The 14,773-nt window shown below is 37.5% G+C and carries 13 protein-coding genes; 7 read left to right on the top strand and 6 right to left on the bottom strand.

The features are described 5' to 3' along the window. Positions 1-134: 134 nt before the first annotated feature. The 3 genes from IGQ45_11500 to IGQ45_11490 form a co-directional block, all read right to left on the bottom strand. Positions 135-1,193, bottom strand: a complete 1,059-nt coding sequence (locus IGQ45_11500; GenBank protein MBF2057812.1) for a Fe(3+) ABC transporter substrate-binding protein — start codon at positions 1,191-1,193, stop codon at positions 135-137. A 108-nt stretch (positions 1,194-1,301) separates the two neighbouring features. Next, a complete protein-coding gene (locus IGQ45_11495; protein ID MBF2057811.1) occupies positions 1,302-3,491 on the bottom strand; it encodes a stem cell self-renewal protein Piwi in 2,190 nt (729 codons plus the stop codon). Further along, the gene (locus tag IGQ45_11490) at positions 3,491-3,991 is read right to left on the bottom strand and encodes a hypothetical protein (protein ID MBF2057810.1); all 501 of its coding nucleotides are present in this window, start codon (positions 3,989-3,991) and stop codon (positions 3,491-3,493) included. Before IGQ45_11490 ends, IGQ45_11495 begins: the two co-directional genes overlap by 1 nt. Before the next feature lie 621 nt (positions 3,992-4,612). Here IGQ45_11490 and IGQ45_11485 point away from each other — a divergent pair. The 4 genes from IGQ45_11485 to surE all read left to right on the top strand — a co-directional run bounded on the left by IGQ45_11485 (position 4,613) and on the right by surE (position 9,680). Then, on the top strand, positions 4,613-5,902 hold the full coding sequence (locus IGQ45_11485; GenBank protein MBF2057809.1) for a glucose-1-phosphate adenylyltransferase: 1,290 nt from the start codon (positions 4,613-4,615) through the stop codon (positions 5,900-5,902). Between the two features lie 513 nt (positions 5,903-6,415). Further along, positions 6,416-7,180 (top strand): MlaE family lipid ABC transporter permease subunit, encoded by a 765-nt coding sequence (locus IGQ45_11480; GenBank protein ID MBF2057808.1) that lies wholly within the window; start codon positions 6,416-6,418, stop codon positions 7,178-7,180. Positions 7,181-7,494: 314 nt separating this feature from the next. After that, positions 7,495-8,841: a bifunctional UDP-N-acetylglucosamine diphosphorylase/glucosamine-1-phosphate N-acetyltransferase GlmU gene (gene glmU, locus IGQ45_11475; GenBank protein MBF2057807.1), complete on the top strand. Its 1,347-nt coding sequence runs from the start codon at positions 7,495-7,497 to the stop codon at positions 8,839-8,841. Positions 8,842-8,894: 53 nt separating this feature from the next. Beyond that, the gene (gene surE / locus IGQ45_11470; GenBank protein MBF2057806.1) at positions 8,895-9,680 is read left to right on the top strand and encodes a 5'/3'-nucleotidase SurE; all 786 of its coding nucleotides are present in this window, start codon (positions 8,895-8,897) and stop codon (positions 9,678-9,680) included. A gap of 81 nt (positions 9,681-9,761) precedes the next feature. Here the strand turns inward: surE and IGQ45_11465 are convergent, their stop codons facing one another. The 3 genes from IGQ45_11465 to IGQ45_11455 all read right to left on the bottom strand — a co-directional run bounded on the left by IGQ45_11465 (position 9,762) and on the right by IGQ45_11455 (position 10,845). Further along, entirely contained in the window at positions 9,762-10,136 is a 375-nt protein-coding gene (locus IGQ45_11465; GenBank protein ID MBF2057805.1) for a ferredoxin, read from the bottom strand. Positions 10,137-10,201: 65 nt separating this feature from the next. Beyond that, on the bottom strand, positions 10,202-10,585 hold the full coding sequence (locus IGQ45_11460; protein MBF2057804.1) for a DUF1257 domain-containing protein: 384 nt from the start codon (positions 10,583-10,585) through the stop codon (positions 10,202-10,204). Between the two features lie 56 nt (positions 10,586-10,641). Beyond that, positions 10,642-10,845, bottom strand: a complete 204-nt coding sequence (locus IGQ45_11455) for a DUF2997 domain-containing protein (GenBank protein ID MBF2057803.1) — start codon at positions 10,843-10,845, stop codon at positions 10,642-10,644. A gap of 141 nt (positions 10,846-10,986) precedes the next feature. Here IGQ45_11455 and IGQ45_11450 point away from each other — a divergent pair, with 141 nt between their 5' ends. The 3 genes from IGQ45_11450 (at position 10,987) to IGQ45_11440 (ending at position 14,696) form a co-directional block, all read left to right on the top strand. After that, positions 10,987-11,343 carry an iron-sulfur cluster assembly accessory protein gene (locus tag IGQ45_11450; protein ID MBF2057802.1) on the top strand — a complete coding sequence of 119 codons (357 nt, stop codon included), beginning with the start codon at positions 10,987-10,989 and terminating at the stop codon, positions 11,341-11,343. 303 nt (positions 11,344-11,646) lie between these two features. Next, complete coding sequence (locus IGQ45_11445) at positions 11,647-13,026, top strand: TldD/PmbA family protein (protein ID MBF2057801.1); 1,380 nt, start codon at positions 11,647-11,649, stop codon at positions 13,024-13,026. Between the two features lie 143 nt (positions 13,027-13,169). Beyond that, on the top strand, positions 13,170-14,696 hold the full coding sequence (locus tag IGQ45_11440) for a YifB family Mg chelatase-like AAA ATPase (protein MBF2057800.1): 1,527 nt from the start codon (positions 13,170-13,172) through the stop codon (positions 14,694-14,696). Positions 14,697-14,773 lie beyond the last annotated feature (77 nt).

Raw genomic sequence — 14,773 nt, 5'->3', positions numbered from 1 at the left:
AAACGAAAAATTCTGTAGCCGTGAAATTTATTACACGGCGATATTAAACGATAGTGGTAATATTTTATGGTGGGGTGGAGGGCGCTGGTTTTTCTTATTATGTTGGTTTGGTATCATCACCCACTTTTAGTTTTTTATTTCCAACCAGCACGATCCATAATTCTAATAGCAGTGGCGGCGTTAGGTCCGTGTTTAAAGACACCGCTACGATCTTCTTTGAAAGAACCATATTGAGCTAAGAATAACTGTGGCGGAATACCCTCAACCACGGGATACTCAGTGTTACCTTCCGCAAAGTATCTTTGAGCAGTGGGGCTGACTAAATACTCTAAAAAACGAACAGCGCCCGCACGATTTGGAGCATTTTTCATCACCCCAGCACCGCTAATGTTAACATGAGTGCCGGGGCCCGCCTGGTCAGGGAAAAATACGCCCACTTGCTGTAATACCGCTTTGAGGTTAGGGTCGGTGGAACGGGCATAAGCACCGAGATAATAGGTATTAGCACAGGTAACATCAGCTATGCCGGAAGCTACTGCTTCAATTTGAGCTCGGTCATTTCCTTGAGGTGGGCGGACAAAATTAGACACTAAACCACGACACCAAGCCTCTGTTTTTGCTTCACCGTAGTTAGCAATCATTCCTGCTGTTAAAGATTGGTTATAAATATTGGTGGAGGAGCGCATGACTAACTTTCCTTGCCATTTTGGACTCGCTAAATCCTCGTAGGTAGAAAGTTGATTACGACTGACTTTGTTGCGATTGTACATAATTACTCTCGCTCTTTTGCTAAAAGCAAACCAGTTATTAGCCGGGTCTCTCAAGTAACTAGGAATGCTACTACGCAAAGTGTTGGAGTTAACGGGGCTGAGAAATCCTGCTTGTTGAGCGCGCCAAAGATTGAGAGCGTTTACGGTCATGAAAATATCTGCCGGGCTATTGTTGCCTTCGTTTTTAACTCTTTCAAATAGTTCGTCACCTTTACCCTCAATGAGATTAACTTTAATGCCAGTTTCTTTCTCGAAATCTGTATAAAGTCTTCTGTCTGTGTTGTAGTGACGGGATGAATAAAGGTTAATCTGTTTTCCTTGTGCTGAGGCTTCTCCTGCTCTGATTAGCTGTGCCATAGACGCGGTGGCAATGGTAGCGCCCACCGTTGTACCAAGAAAGGCTCTTCTGGTAAATTTTTTCATGCTGATTTAATAATAAAGATTATTGTTTATACTCTCATATATCATAGCAATATTGCAACTATTTATCAATAAAAATCAAAAAAGAAAGTTATCTTTTCTCAGCAAAAATTAAAGCCAAAATTGGCGATCACCACCTAAACCTTGGGGATTAACACCACGTAAGCGCAGATAAGCCATTTTATCAGCGCCATATAAAGGCATAGGCAGACGGGTGGTTTTGAGGGCGCCGTGATGTAATAAAGTTAATTTGAGGGTGGTATCGACTACATCTTCCATGGCGACTTGCTTTCCTTCACTGCGGATTTTTAAACGCAAAGGACGAGCTAAACCTATATTTTCTCGTACACTGGTAGTGACAACGATGGCATCACGGGAAGATATTTTTAATGTTAATCCGAGGGGAGGGGCGCTGATATTATTATTTTGCGATTCATATAAACGAGGATTGCCAGATTTACGACATTCTACCAAGATTAATTGACTATTTATCGCTTCTCCTCTTGCTAATAAATAAGTCACTTCTTGCCCCCTAAATAAACCATCTCTATAAATTAAAATTGTTTTATTTGTAAATAAATTTTGGGGTAATAATTTATCTAAAATTGTCGAGGGAATCTCCTCACCTTCGAGAAAATCACTTTCTAAGTGATACCCTAAAAATTCTCCTTTTTGTCCATAAACTCGAATGCTGGCACAAGTATTTAAACTACCGGAAACTTTTTTTTTATTAAACCGAGATATATCTAACCCGATAATATAATCAGCAATAGTTAAAGGTTTGGCTAAAACGAAAGGTAAATTTCCTAACTTAGCTAAAATACCCGGTACAATTTGACCTAAAATATAATTAGCTTCAGTATTTAATGTTTTTTCCTTGATAAATTGACTAGCAATTTTACTTTTTAAAAGTTGACTGTAAATTTGATCATACAAGTTTTCATCTTTTAGTATAACTAATACTAAATCTGGACTATCAGCAATTAATTCATTAACTTTTTCTTCAATTTTAACATTTAATTTAGCTGGAGATAAATTTTCTATTACAAAAAGTTCTTTTTTGATGAACTCTAAGCGAAATTTATAATTATTACAATATCTCTCTAAAGATTTTAAAAATGAAGTTATTTTAATTTCTGCCATTTTTAAAACGCTAATTTTAATGACGGGCTTAACCTGATTATTAAATTGAGAATGATATTGATAAACTCCTCCTTCTTTTAATCCTTTTGAAATGTCTTTATGGATTTTAGTTACATTATTTCCAAATAACAATTTAACATCTTCTATAGGAATTTTAGGAGTAAAAAATAAATTTGGCTGACTTTCGTTATTAATACTCTTACTAATTGTAAAACCATACTTACCTAAAATATTATTAGCCTGTGTTTTATACTCAATCAATAAATTTTTTCTCTCTAAATTATTAATTTTAGTTTCTTTTAATATCTTGCCAAAGTCTAAACCTAATTGACTAGAATTTTTAGCTGTAATGACAGGGCGTAAAGCCAACATGGAATAATGATATTGACGTTTATTATTCTTGAATTGTACCGCCACTAAAGGATGATTAGGATAGTTTTTGATAGATTTTTCTAAGGCTTCTCTACTTTTAGGATTAGTGGCTTTTGCTAACAAACCGGGTGCGTTATCAGCAACTTTTCCTGCTAAACTTTTGATGATGCCGATGTCTCCACCATGGAGATTTTGTACTTCTAAATCAATGAGTATTTTTTCTGGTTCATTATTACCATTATGGCTTTCAAAAAACTGAACTAAGGTGGAATTAGCAATAACATTACTTTTAATACTGAGAGAAAAGGCAGGAATTTTTTGGTTAGGATTAATTTCTACTACTTCTGACCAAAATTGAGCATTTCTTTCGATAATATATTTTTGATGATTTGAGACTCTAACTGGTTTAAAGGGGCGACAAATTTTTAAAGTTTGGTAAGCGAAATCGCTTTGTATTTGACTGTTAATAGTAATGTGTTCTAGCCAATGAAAATTCCAGTAGATATGGTCAAAATCTTCTATTTCTGAGCATACTTGATCCAGCGCCCTTCGCCATACTTCAGGAGTTGGTAAAAATTTATTAATAGAACTTAAGGCGTAAAAAATCCCTTTGCGATAAACAATTATCACATCTTGTAATTGACGTGATAGATGATAACTAACACGATTACCAATTTCTTGATCAATGGGAGGATTTAATTGAAAAGCAGTAATATTATCATTATTGAATTTAAGAGGTAAAATTTCACTTAAATAATTTTTTTTAATTAATAAATTTTCAGTCATTATTTTAACTGTTCATCAATAAGGGTTAAAAACTCTAATAATTTAGTCTTAACTGATTCATGGCTGTATTCATCATCTGTGGAGGGAATTTGTCCGGGCTTTTGAAAATAGGGACGATCTCCAGTTATTTGACCATATTTTAAATCTACTCTTTTCACAAAATCGTAATAGATATTATCATGGTTAATAATTTCCTCAATAATTGATTTTAACGATAATAAAGGCTGAGTTTGAAGGGCGCTGATTTTATCATCGCCATCATCAATAATATTTTGTAAAACCCCTTGTAGCGCCCCTGAACTATCCTGAAGATTGTTACTAATAAATAACTTAATTTCGGTTTTAATTTGCACCATTAAAGGCACGGGAGATTCCCCCTTGAGAAAACCGCCACCTTCTAAACCGATTATGTCTGCCAAAGAAAACTTTTTGCCTCGTAAAGCATCTTGGCGTAATTCCATATCTCTTTCTTTCTCTTGCTCTTGCTCTAAATCACTCATTTACCCATCCTTTTTATTTTTTTACATTTTAAATGATTGTGATAAATTCTAGTGCAAAATAAATTGTATATAGTCAAGGTGAGGATTTACTATGGGGTTTAGTGACCTGTACCTCTAAAACTAACGTGGATAATCTTTTGCTAATTACCGCTTTAGAGTTCAGTTTTAAAATTATTATTACTCAAGAAAATTTAACGGAAAGTAAACTTTCTCCTCAAGGTTATTATAAGGCATTAGATGAACTCAAAATCAGGTTTTAGATTTTTGTGATTATTTTCGATCACCAAGTTTAAACGATGCTCAATTAACTGACGATAAACTAATGGCAAGAATTTTTACCAGGATTAAAAAAAGACCACTGATAACCCTGAAGAATTGAGAGGAGTAGGCGTAAAAATCAGTAAGTAAATAGAATTAGTTGTGTATGTTAATTTCTTTAAACCTATGATAACAAAGGGTTTAAATCTCTCGCTTATGTCCAATTAATTTCATCTAAGAACTTATCAGCGCCCTCCACCAATAGATGCTTAACCTTGTAAGCAATTAAAGAGGAAAAGATTGTTAATTGTGCCAAGAAAGCCTAAACTTTCTTATGAAAGTGATTTTTTAGAGGTCAAAAGCGTGAAAAAAGTTCTCGGTATTATTCTAGGGGGGGGCGCTGGTACAAGATTGTATCCCCTCACCAAACTACGAGCTAAACCAGCAGTACCTTTAGCAGGAAAATATCGCCTCATTGATATTCCTATTAGTAACTGTATCAACTCAGAGATTTTAAAAATTTATGTCTTAACTCAATTTAACTCTGCTTCTTTGAATCGTCATATCAGTAGAGCTTATAATTTTTCTGGGTTTAGTGATGGTTTCGTGGAAGTATTAGCCGCCCAACAAACCAAAGAAAGCCCCGATTGGTTTCAAGGTACAGCCGATGCCGTGCGCCAATATATTTGGTTATTTGATGAATGGGATATAGATGAGTATATTATTCTCTCTGGAGATCATCTTTACCGTATGGATTATAGTAAATTTGTCGAGCATCACCGCCAGACGGGCGCTGATATTACTATTTCTGTTGTACCCATTGACGAAAAAAGAGCCGATGCTTTTGGCTTAATGAAAATTGATGATTCGGGTCGAATCACTGATTTTAGCGAAAAACCGAAAGGAGAAGCTCTCAAACAAATGGCTGTGGATACTAGCATTTTAGGGTTAAATGCTGAACAAGCCCAAGAAAAACCTTATATTGCTTCTATGGGTATTTATGTATTCAAAAAAGAAGTATTAAAAAAATTATTAATTGATAATCCCGGACAAACAGACTTTGGTAAAGAGATTATTCCGGGCGCTGCGAAAGATCATCGTATTCAAGCCTATTTATTCAAAGGATATTGGGAAGATATTGGTACTATTGAGGCGTTTTATGATGCTAACCTTGCTTTAACGAAGCAACCGCAACCAGAGTTTAGTTTTTATGATGAAAACGCTCCTATCTATACTCGCTCTCGTTATTTACCGCCGACAAAACTGTTAGATTGTCAAGTCACCCAGTCTATTATTGGCGAAGGTTGTATTATCAAAGAGTCTCGTATTAATCATTGTGTGTTGGGAGTCAGGACTCGTTTAGAAAGTAATTGTACCGTAGAAGATACTTTGATTATGGGTGCTGATTTTTATGAACCTTACAGCGCCCGTCAAACTAAACTAAAAAATGGGGAAGTACCTGTAGGCATTGGCTCTAATTCCATCGTGCGCCGGGCTATCATTGACAAAAATGCTCGTATTGGTTGTAATGTACAGATTATCAATAAAGATCGGGTAGAAGAAGCCAACAGAGAAGATGAAGGCTTTTTAATTCGTAACGGTATTGTTGTAGTCATCAAAAATGCTTCTATCGCCGATAATACTATCATTTAATTAACTTTTTTTAACAAACTCAATTTTGGCGCTCCAGTGTGAGGCAGGGCGTTTTCAAAGTCAGATACAAAATTGATTTGTTTAGCAAGGGAAGCAGAGATGGCACGGGAGAAAGGGAGATTTTTTACTATTAATTGGTTTATTAGTAGTTAAAATATCTGGAAGAATCTTTTTTCATCAAAAAGATTCAAAACTTATTACTTTTTACTTGTTACTTATTACTTTGTCTAAACTAAAAATTTGAGAATGAAAACACCCTGCGTGTGAGGGGCGCTTTTATAATTTATATAGGGGTTGCCGAAAAAGTATTTTGGTGAGGTGAAGGGCAAAGGGCAAAGGGCAAAGGGCAAAGGTTAAAAGGCTTAACTCTTTAATTTATAAGCATTTCACCTGACACCCGAAGCCTGACACTGGCTACCCGAAACCTCCCTTAACTTAACATTTGAATCAATGGGTAACGTCAATTGTTAATATGTTTAAAACAGCGCCCTCCCCCGCATACTTACAAAATCAATGAATAAACTACTTAACCGCATCACTTCTGCCCTTTTTCTCACAGGACAAATATTAGTACATTTGTTACAGTTTAAGATTTATCGTAATAATACCTTAGAACAAATGTCATTTGTGGGTCCAGCATCATTACCCATTGCTTTAATTACCGCTTCTTTTGTGGGCATGGTATTTACCATTCAGGTAGCGCGCGAATTTATTTATTTTGGGGCAACTAGCGCCGTGGGAGGAGTATTAGCCATCGCTTTAACTCGTGAATTAGCACCTGTCTTAACCGCAGTGGTATTAGCTGGAAGGGTGGGGAGCGCTTTTGCAGCGGAAATCGGTACAATGAAAGTAACTGAACAAATTGATGCACTACAAATACTCAAGACTGATCCAGTTGACTATTTAGTGATACCGAGAGTAATATCCTGCTGTTTAATGTTACCAATTTTAACCATTTGCTCTTTAGTGGTAGGTATGGCAGGAGGTTTAATTGTTGCGGATAGTATTTATGAAATTCCTTATGAAGTTTTTCTTGATTCTGTGCGTAATTTTCTGGGAACTTGGGATATAGTAGCTTGTCTTATAAAATCAGCAGTTTTTGGTATTTCCGTAGCCATAATTGGCTGTAATTGGGGCTTGACTACCAGTGGGGGGGCTAAGGGAGTTGGGGAATCAACCACAGCAGCAGTAGTTATTTCTTTGATTACTATTTTTATATTTAATTTTATTCTTTCTTGGTTGATGTTTCAAGGTACTGGTAGTGCTGTTATTGGCTAGTCACCCTATAGGAATTAATATAAAGAAAAACATTTAAGTTTCATTACTGATTCAGTATCTCAAATTCAAAAATCTACCAAGTCCTTTTCGCAGGGGGAAGATGTACTTTAAGTCTTTTCATACCTACCATCAGCAATTTCCCTACATCATGCCCTGATTCAGCAACGCTGAAATTGCTAATCGTTGAGAATTACCTCTTGATAACGTCATCAAACTTTTTGTTCAAAACGACAAAGAGAATGTTTAATGATTATTTTTATTTAAAAAGGTGATTTGATGATATACTCAACCTCGAAAGATTGTCATAATATCTCATGTTAGCAGTAGCAATTCTCGCCGCCGGTAAAGGTACTCGGATGAAATCCCAACTTCCTAAAGTTTTACATCTTTTGGGGGGCAAAAGTCTAGTAGAAAGAGCAATTTCTTCTTGTAATCTCGTTAACCCCCATCGTACCGCCATTATTATTGGCTATGAAGGGGATAAAATTAAAAAAGCTCTCACTAATCTAAATGGTGTAGAATTTGTAGAGCAAACAGAGCAACTCGGTACAGGTCATGCTATTCAACAGTTAATAGAACCCTTAGCCAACTTTTCAGGAGATTTATTAGTTTTAAATGGTGATGTGCCTTTATTACGTCCAGAAACCATCGCTCAATTAGTTGCTACCCATAGAGAAAAAAGCAACGAAGCAACTCTTTTAACCGCTAATCTTCCTGATGCAAAGGGCTATGGTCGAGTTTTTTGTGATTCTAATAATTTAGTAAGTCAAATTGTAGAAGATAGAGATTGCACTCTCGCACAAAAACAAAATAATCGTGTCAATGCTGGAGTTTACTGTTTCAAGTGGGATGCTTTAAAAGAAGTTTTACCAAAACTTAGCACCAATAATGATCAACAAGAATATTATTTAACTGAAGTGGTGAATTTTCTCAATCCAGTAATGGCTTTAGATGTGGAAGACCACCTCGAAATTAATGGCATTAATGATCGTCGTCAGTTAGCTATGGCTAATGATATTCTTCAACTAAGAGTTAAAGAAGCATGGATGATGGCAGGTGTCACCATGATTGATCCTGATAGCATTACTATTGATGATACGGTGAAGTTAGGAACGGATGTAATTATTGAGCCTCAAACTCATTTGCGTGGTAATACAGTAGTTGGTTCTAATTGTCATATCGGACCTGGTTCTTTTATTCAAGATAGTATCATTGCTGAGTCTGTCAAAGTTTTTTATTCTGTAATTACTGATAGTAAGGTAGCTAGTAATTCGACCATCGGACCTTATACTCATTTGAGGGGCGCTGTGGAAGTGGGAGAAAATTGTCGTCTCGGTAATTTTGTGGAACTGAAAAAAAGTACCATTGGCAATAATACCAATGTAGCGCACTTGTCCTATCTTGGGGATGCTACTGTGGGTAATCGAGTTAATATTGGTGCTGGAACGATTACCGCAAACTATGATGGCAGAAAAAAACATCCTACTGTCATAGGGGATGGGACAAAAACGGGATCTAATAGTGTGTTTGTAGCGCCCGTCACCATTGGCGAAGATGCTACCATTGGTGCAGGTTCTGTTATTACCCATGATGTGCCAGATCAAGCCTTAGCAGTGGCACGGGGTAAACAGCGCAATATTCCTAATTGGCAACCTAAGTAGAGAAAGGGAGATGGGGAGTTTCATAATTCATAATTCATAATTCATCAAGGGATATGAAAATTTTAATCAGTAATGATGATGGTATTTTTGCCCTCGGCATTAGAACTTTAGCCAATCATCTTGTCCAAGCCGGGCATCAAGTAACCGTAGTAGCGCCCGACAGGGAAAGATCAGCTACTGGTCATGGTTTAACCCTCCATCAACCCATTAGAGCGGATATAATTGAAGGTTTGTATCATCCTAATATAGTAGCTTGGTCTTGTTCCGGAACTCCCTCGGATTGCGTTAAACTGGCTCTCAGTGCTATTTTAGATACTGCACCCGATTTTGTTCTCTCTGGCATTAATCAAGGCTCTAACTTAGGAACAGATATACTATATTCTGGCACAGTGGCGGCAGCAATGGAAGGTACGATGGAAGGTATTACCAGTATTGCCCTTAGTTTAACCAGTTTTACGGTAAAAGAGTTTGCGACGGGCGCTGATTTTGCCCTCAAATTAATTACCCAATTGAAAAATAAACCGTTGCCAGAAGTGAGTTTATTGAATGTAAATATTCCAGCGATACCATTAAAAGACATCAAGGGCGTAAAAATCACTCGTCAAGGCTTGAGGAGATATATTGAAAATTTCCAAAAACGACAAGACCCACGGGGAAAAACCTATTATTGGTTAGCAGGAGAGTTAGTAGAAGAATTAGACCAACCAGAACATATTTACCTACCGCCAGATTTACCCACAGATGTTCAAGCTAACAAGGAAGATTATATTACCATTACACCTTTACAATATAATCTCACGGATGTAGTGAATGTTCAGAGGTTAGATATAGAATTTTAGGCGTATTTCGAGCCTAAGTGCCTTAATACAGTTGATGTCTAATAAAGAAAATACAGAAGCATCATATTTTCTGCACCAATTTTACTTCAATACCTGTGGATAACCAAGAGGTTTTATTTGTTGATACTTTCTTTGTGCTTCTTTTTCTTTAACCTTGGTATAGTCTAACCAGTGAATACAATCCACAGGGCAAGTATCGATAGCTTCTTGGACAATTTCTTCAGTATCACCATTTTGATTATAGACCCTAGAGCGCCCGTGGTCGTCTTCAATATAAAAGGTATTAGACGCAACATGAACGCAGTTTTTGCAACCAATACAACTAACCTCATCCACATAAACTCCCTTTTGGCGCACCTCACCCCCCAACTCAGGCTCAAATCCTGTCCTTTCAGGATTATCTCGCCATATTCCCCCTAACTCTGGGGCAAAATCTCTATTTTCGTCTTCAAACATAATAACAACCAATAAAGGACAAGACAACCAACAAGGGGTTTAAACCCCTTGCCAAAATTAGGAAATTAACTCCAACGTTGTACTACTAAACGAATTGAACCATCCTCATTTTTTTGCTTTTCAGTCACATTAAATCCTTGTTGACTAGATTCACTCAACACGGTGTGTAAAGCATAGCCTTGAGTAACACGCTGTAAAAAACCGTCCACAGTCCAAGGTTGTTGCCAGTATTGCAAATCAGCCACTAACTCATACTCTGAGCCATTCCAGCTAAAACCAATGTCATAATTATTTTCTTGGGTAATTACTAATTGTGCCTCGTTGGTTTGTCCTTGATAACCTCTGACGGGCGCTGGACCTTCTTTCCAGTCAATATCTAAATCTTTGAGGGCAGATTTTAAGGAGGTTAGATTGCGAATTTTGGTCTTGATACTACTAAAGTGTGACATATTTTTAAAAAGCTAGGGTGAACGAATCTGATTAAAAAAAAATTATATTTAAGATTCTACCAATTTTTATTATGGTTTTGATTAGTTATTGCAATATTTTCTTGATAATATTCAGAAGTTTTTTGAGAGCTTACTACTATTCCTAATTGAGCCTCAATAGCTGCTGTGACTTCAGCGCACGATTTTCCTTCAATTCCCGTGACTTTTTCTTTAACTCGACCATCAGGATAGATGATAAACTCAAGGGTTTCCATTGTCATAATAACAAAGATTCTTATTAAAAATATTAAAGTAAACTTTTTTAACATTTTAACAATTAGTCTTAGAAAGTTGAAGAAAATTTCATAAAGATATAGTTAAAATAGTGTTGATAAACATAAAAAATTTAACTGTTGAAAAAAATGGCAGAAGCAACTATTTCCAAAAAAGGCATTCAATTAACAGAAAATGCCCTTAAACACGTTTTACAGTTAAAGCAACAGCAGGGCAATGATGACTTATGTTTGAGGGTAGGAGTAAGACAGGGCGGTTGTTCTGGCATGTCTTACTTGATGGATTTTGAAAACATTAATAATATGACGGATATTGATGAGGTTTTTGACTATGACGGTTTTAAAATTATTTGTGACCGCAAAAGTATGTTATATCTCTATGGTCTAGTTTTGGACTATAGTAATGCTTTGATGGATGGTGGTTTTAAGTTTACTAACCCTAATGCTACTCAAACTTGTGGTTGTGGTACTTCTTTCTCGGCTTAATTATTTCTTGGCAAGGGTTAAACCCTTTGTTAATGGATTTTTTCTCGCAAAGGTACAAAGTCGCAAAGGTAATGAAGACGAGATTTTAAAAATTTGACATTTATACTCATTGAAGCCAAGACGCATTTAACTTACCGTTTTTAGTAATAAGGGGTTTAAACCCCTTGTTTTATGACTCAAACTCATTTATGCCATTATTTGGTATCCCATTATAGATTGTTTAAACCCCTTGTTTTATGACTCAAATTCTTACCCATTAACTCTTGCCTACCTCCACCAGTAAACTTAAATGCAAACTAGCTTATGAATGATTATTGCAATCAATTAGCCGATTTAATTAACCACTATGGCTCAAAAGTGGATTTTTTAAGCATTCGTTTGGAGAATGCCACTGGTTCTAATATTACCCTTAGAAACGGTAATTTGGAAACTTTGAGCGAAACTACTTCTATTGGTGGGCAAGTTAGGGCTTGTTTTCGTGGTGGTTGGGGTTTCGCCAGTTTTAATAATCTTGCTGATTTGAAGCAGAGGGTAGAGGATGCCATTAGTTTTGCTCGTATGGTGGGGGATGATAAAACTACCCTAGCGCCCGTCACCCCTGTTCAAGTATCCTGTCAATTACCCCTCACTGGCACTAATCCCCGTCTTATTCCTCTTATTGATAAAAAAAACTTAGTAAATAATTACTATAATAGGCTCAAAAATTATCATGACTCCATCACTTCCGCCACGGTGAGTTATTACGATAGTGAGCAAAAAATTATTTTGGCTACTTCTGACGGTAGCATGATTGAGCAATCTTGGATTGATAGCGAAATGCGTTTTAGTGCCACGGCTAAACAGGGGGATTTGATTCAAACGGGTAGGGAAACCACTGGCACGAGAAATGGTTATGAAGATTTACTTAATTTAGATGCACAGGTGGAGAGCGCCCCTCGCCGTGCCGTCAATGCCCTGAATTATCCCTCTGTTAAGGGTGGAAATTACACGGTAGTGATCGACCCCATTTTAACGGGTTTGTTTGTTCATGAGGCTTTTGGGCATCTTTCTGAGGCTGATATGGCTTATGAAAATCCTGATTTATTGGAAGTAATGACCATGGGGCGCCGTTTTGGGGCTGATTTTTTACAAATTTTTGACGGTGCGCTCTCCCAAGGGCATCGAGGTAGTTATTATTATGATGATGAGGGTACACCAGCTACTAACACTCAATTAATTAAAGATGGGGTTTTAGTGGGGCGCTTACATTCGAGGGAAACGGCGGGAAAATTAGGGGAGTCGGCAACGGGTAACGGGCGCTGTTTAAATTACCATTTTCCTCCCATCGTGCGCATGACTAATACTTGGATAGGGCGTGGCACAACTCCTGTGAAAGACTTATTTTCTAACATTCATGAGGGTGTTTACGCCCGTAATTGGTTAGGGGGGATGACAAATGGGGAAATGTTTACTTTCACTGCCGGAGAAGCGTGGATGATTCGTGATAGTCACATCGCTGAACCTGTTAAAAATGTTACTCTATCCGGTAATGTGTTTAAAACTTTGGCTAATATTACCGCTCTTGGGGATGATTTTCTTTGGGATGAGTCAGGTGGTTGTGGAAAAGGTGGGCAATCAGGATTAGCGGTGGGGTGCGCTGGACCTAGTTTACGCATTGATAACGTGGTAGTAGGTGGGGAGTAATTAGTCCAATGGATAATTATGAAGTTTTCCCTTTCTTCTCGGATAGTAACAAAAAAGAGATAAAGATAATTGTTGGCAAATTGATATTTTGCATCACAGCTTAAATATTGTAAGATTTAAAAAACAATACAAGCCAAAATGATATGTTAGCAAGGGTTTGGAGTGCTTCCATTGTGGGAGTAGATGCGGTTAAAGTAGGGGTAGAGGTGGATGTATCGGGGGGATTACCAAAGATTATGGTAGTGGGTTTACCCGATACTGCTATCCAAGAATCGAAAGAAAGGGTAAAAGCGGCCATCAAAAACTCAGGTTATTTTTTCCCCATGCGCCCGATTACCATTAATTTAACTCCGGCGGATTTACGCAAAGAAGGACCTAGTTTTGATTTACCCATTGCTTTAGGAATTATGGGTGCTTCGGAACAAATTGATCTTAGATTACTGGCAGATTATTTATTTTTAGGAGAAATGTCCTTAGATGGGAGTTTACGCCCCATTGCTGGTGTGTTACCTATGGCGGTAACAGCTCAAAAACTAGGTTTTAAAGGAATAGTCGTTCCCAAAGAAAATGCCCAGGAAGCTGGCATAGTAAAAGATTTATCCGTATATGGTTTAAGCAACTTGAATGAAGTCGCACAATTTTTACAAGAACCTCATTTATTCACACCAACAATAGTTAATGAGGATGATAATTTAACTTCTAGTATTGATCACCTTTACAATCTTAGAGATGTGAAAGGACAAAACCATGCACGGAGGGCGCTGGAAATTGCGGCCGCAGGAGGACATAATTTAATTTTTGTTGGTCCACCCGGTTCTGGAAAAACCATGTTAGCTCGACGTTTGCCAAGTATATTACCTCCTCTCAGTTTTGCGGAAGCCTTGGAAGTGTCCCGTATTTATTCTGTGGCTGGATTACTAAAAAATCAAGGCTCATTGATGCGAAAGCGCCCTTTTCGTAGCCCTCATCATTCAGCTAGTGGTGCTTCTCTTGTAGGCGGAGGAAGCTATCCTAAACCCGGTGAAGTTTCATTGTCTCACTTCGGTATTTTATTTCTCGATGAATTGACTGAATTTAAACGTAATGTTTTAGAGTTTTTAAGACAACCTCTCGAAGATGGTTTTATTACCATCTCCCGCGCCCGTCAATCGGTATTGTTTCCAGCGCACTTCACCCTTGTCGCTAGTACAAATCCTTGCCCCTGTGGCTATTATGGCGACTCTTTGCAACCTTGCACCTGCGCCCCCCGCCAAAGAGAACAATATTGGGCTAAACTCTCAGGACCATTATTAGATCGTATTGATTTACAAGTGATTGTCAGTCGTCTCAAACCTGAAGAAATGACTGCCCAACCCCAAGGGGAAGACTCAGAAACCGTCAGAAAAAGGGTGGAGGGCGCTCGTAATATTGCCCAACAGCGATTTAAAGATGATGTTATTACCTTTAACGCTCAAATGCAGTCCAAACATTTGCGAGAATATTGTGTCTTAGATGATGCCAGTCGCAATTTATTGGAAAACGCCATCCGTAAATTAGGCTTATCTGCAAGGGGAATGGATCGTATCTTAAAAGTATCGCGCACCATTGCTGATCTAGCGGGAGATGAGAAATTACAAACCCGTCATTTAGCCGAAGCGATTCAGTATCGCACCATTGATCGTTTAACTTAAAATCATAGAATTGTGCATCGTAGCTTCTAGCCCGAATAAATTAGTAGGGTGAGCATCGCCCACCAAAACCAGAAGAT

Source organism: Cyanobacterium sp. T60_A2020_053, assembly GCA_015272165.1.
Classification (GTDB): domain Bacteria; phylum Cyanobacteriota; class Cyanobacteriia; order Cyanobacteriales; family Cyanobacteriaceae; genus Cyanobacterium.
This window is presented reverse-complemented; position numbering and strand designations above follow the sequence as displayed.

Coding starts and splice junctions, on each gene's coding strand:
- IGQ45_11460 (MBF2057804.1), bottom strand. CDS start 10,585: ATGTCACACTTTAGTAGTATCAAGACCAAAATTCGCAATCTAACCTCC.
- IGQ45_11445 (MBF2057801.1), top strand. CDS start 11,647: ATGAATGATTATTGCAATCAATTAGCCGATTTAATTAACCACTATGGC.
- IGQ45_11465 (MBF2057805.1), bottom strand. CDS start 10,136: ATGTTTGAAGACGAAAATAGAGATTTTGCCCCAGAGTTAGGGGGAATA.
- IGQ45_11490 (MBF2057810.1), bottom strand. CDS start 3,991: ATGAGTGATTTAGAGCAAGAGCAAGAGAAAGAAAGAGATATGGAATTA.
- IGQ45_11440 (MBF2057800.1), top strand. CDS start 13,170: ATGTTAGCAAGGGTTTGGAGTGCTTCCATTGTGGGAGTAGATGCGGTT.
- IGQ45_11450 (MBF2057802.1), top strand. CDS start 10,987: ATGGCAGAAGCAACTATTTCCAAAAAAGGCATTCAATTAACAGAAAAT.
- surE (MBF2057806.1), top strand. CDS start 8,895: ATGAAAATTTTAATCAGTAATGATGATGGTATTTTTGCCCTCGGCATT.
- IGQ45_11480 (MBF2057808.1), top strand. CDS start 6,416: ATGAATAAACTACTTAACCGCATCACTTCTGCCCTTTTTCTCACAGGA.
- IGQ45_11455 (MBF2057803.1), bottom strand. CDS start 10,845: ATGACAATGGAAACCCTTGAGTTTATCATCTATCCTGATGGTCGAGTT.
- glmU (MBF2057807.1), top strand. CDS start 7,495: ATGTTAGCAGTAGCAATTCTCGCCGCCGGTAAAGGTACTCGGATGAAA.
- IGQ45_11495 (MBF2057811.1), bottom strand. CDS start 3,491: ATGACTGAAAATTTATTAATTAAAAAAAATTATTTAAGTGAAATTTTA.
- IGQ45_11500 (MBF2057812.1), bottom strand. CDS start 1,193: ATGAAAAAATTTACCAGAAGAGCCTTTCTTGGTACAACGGTGGGCGCT.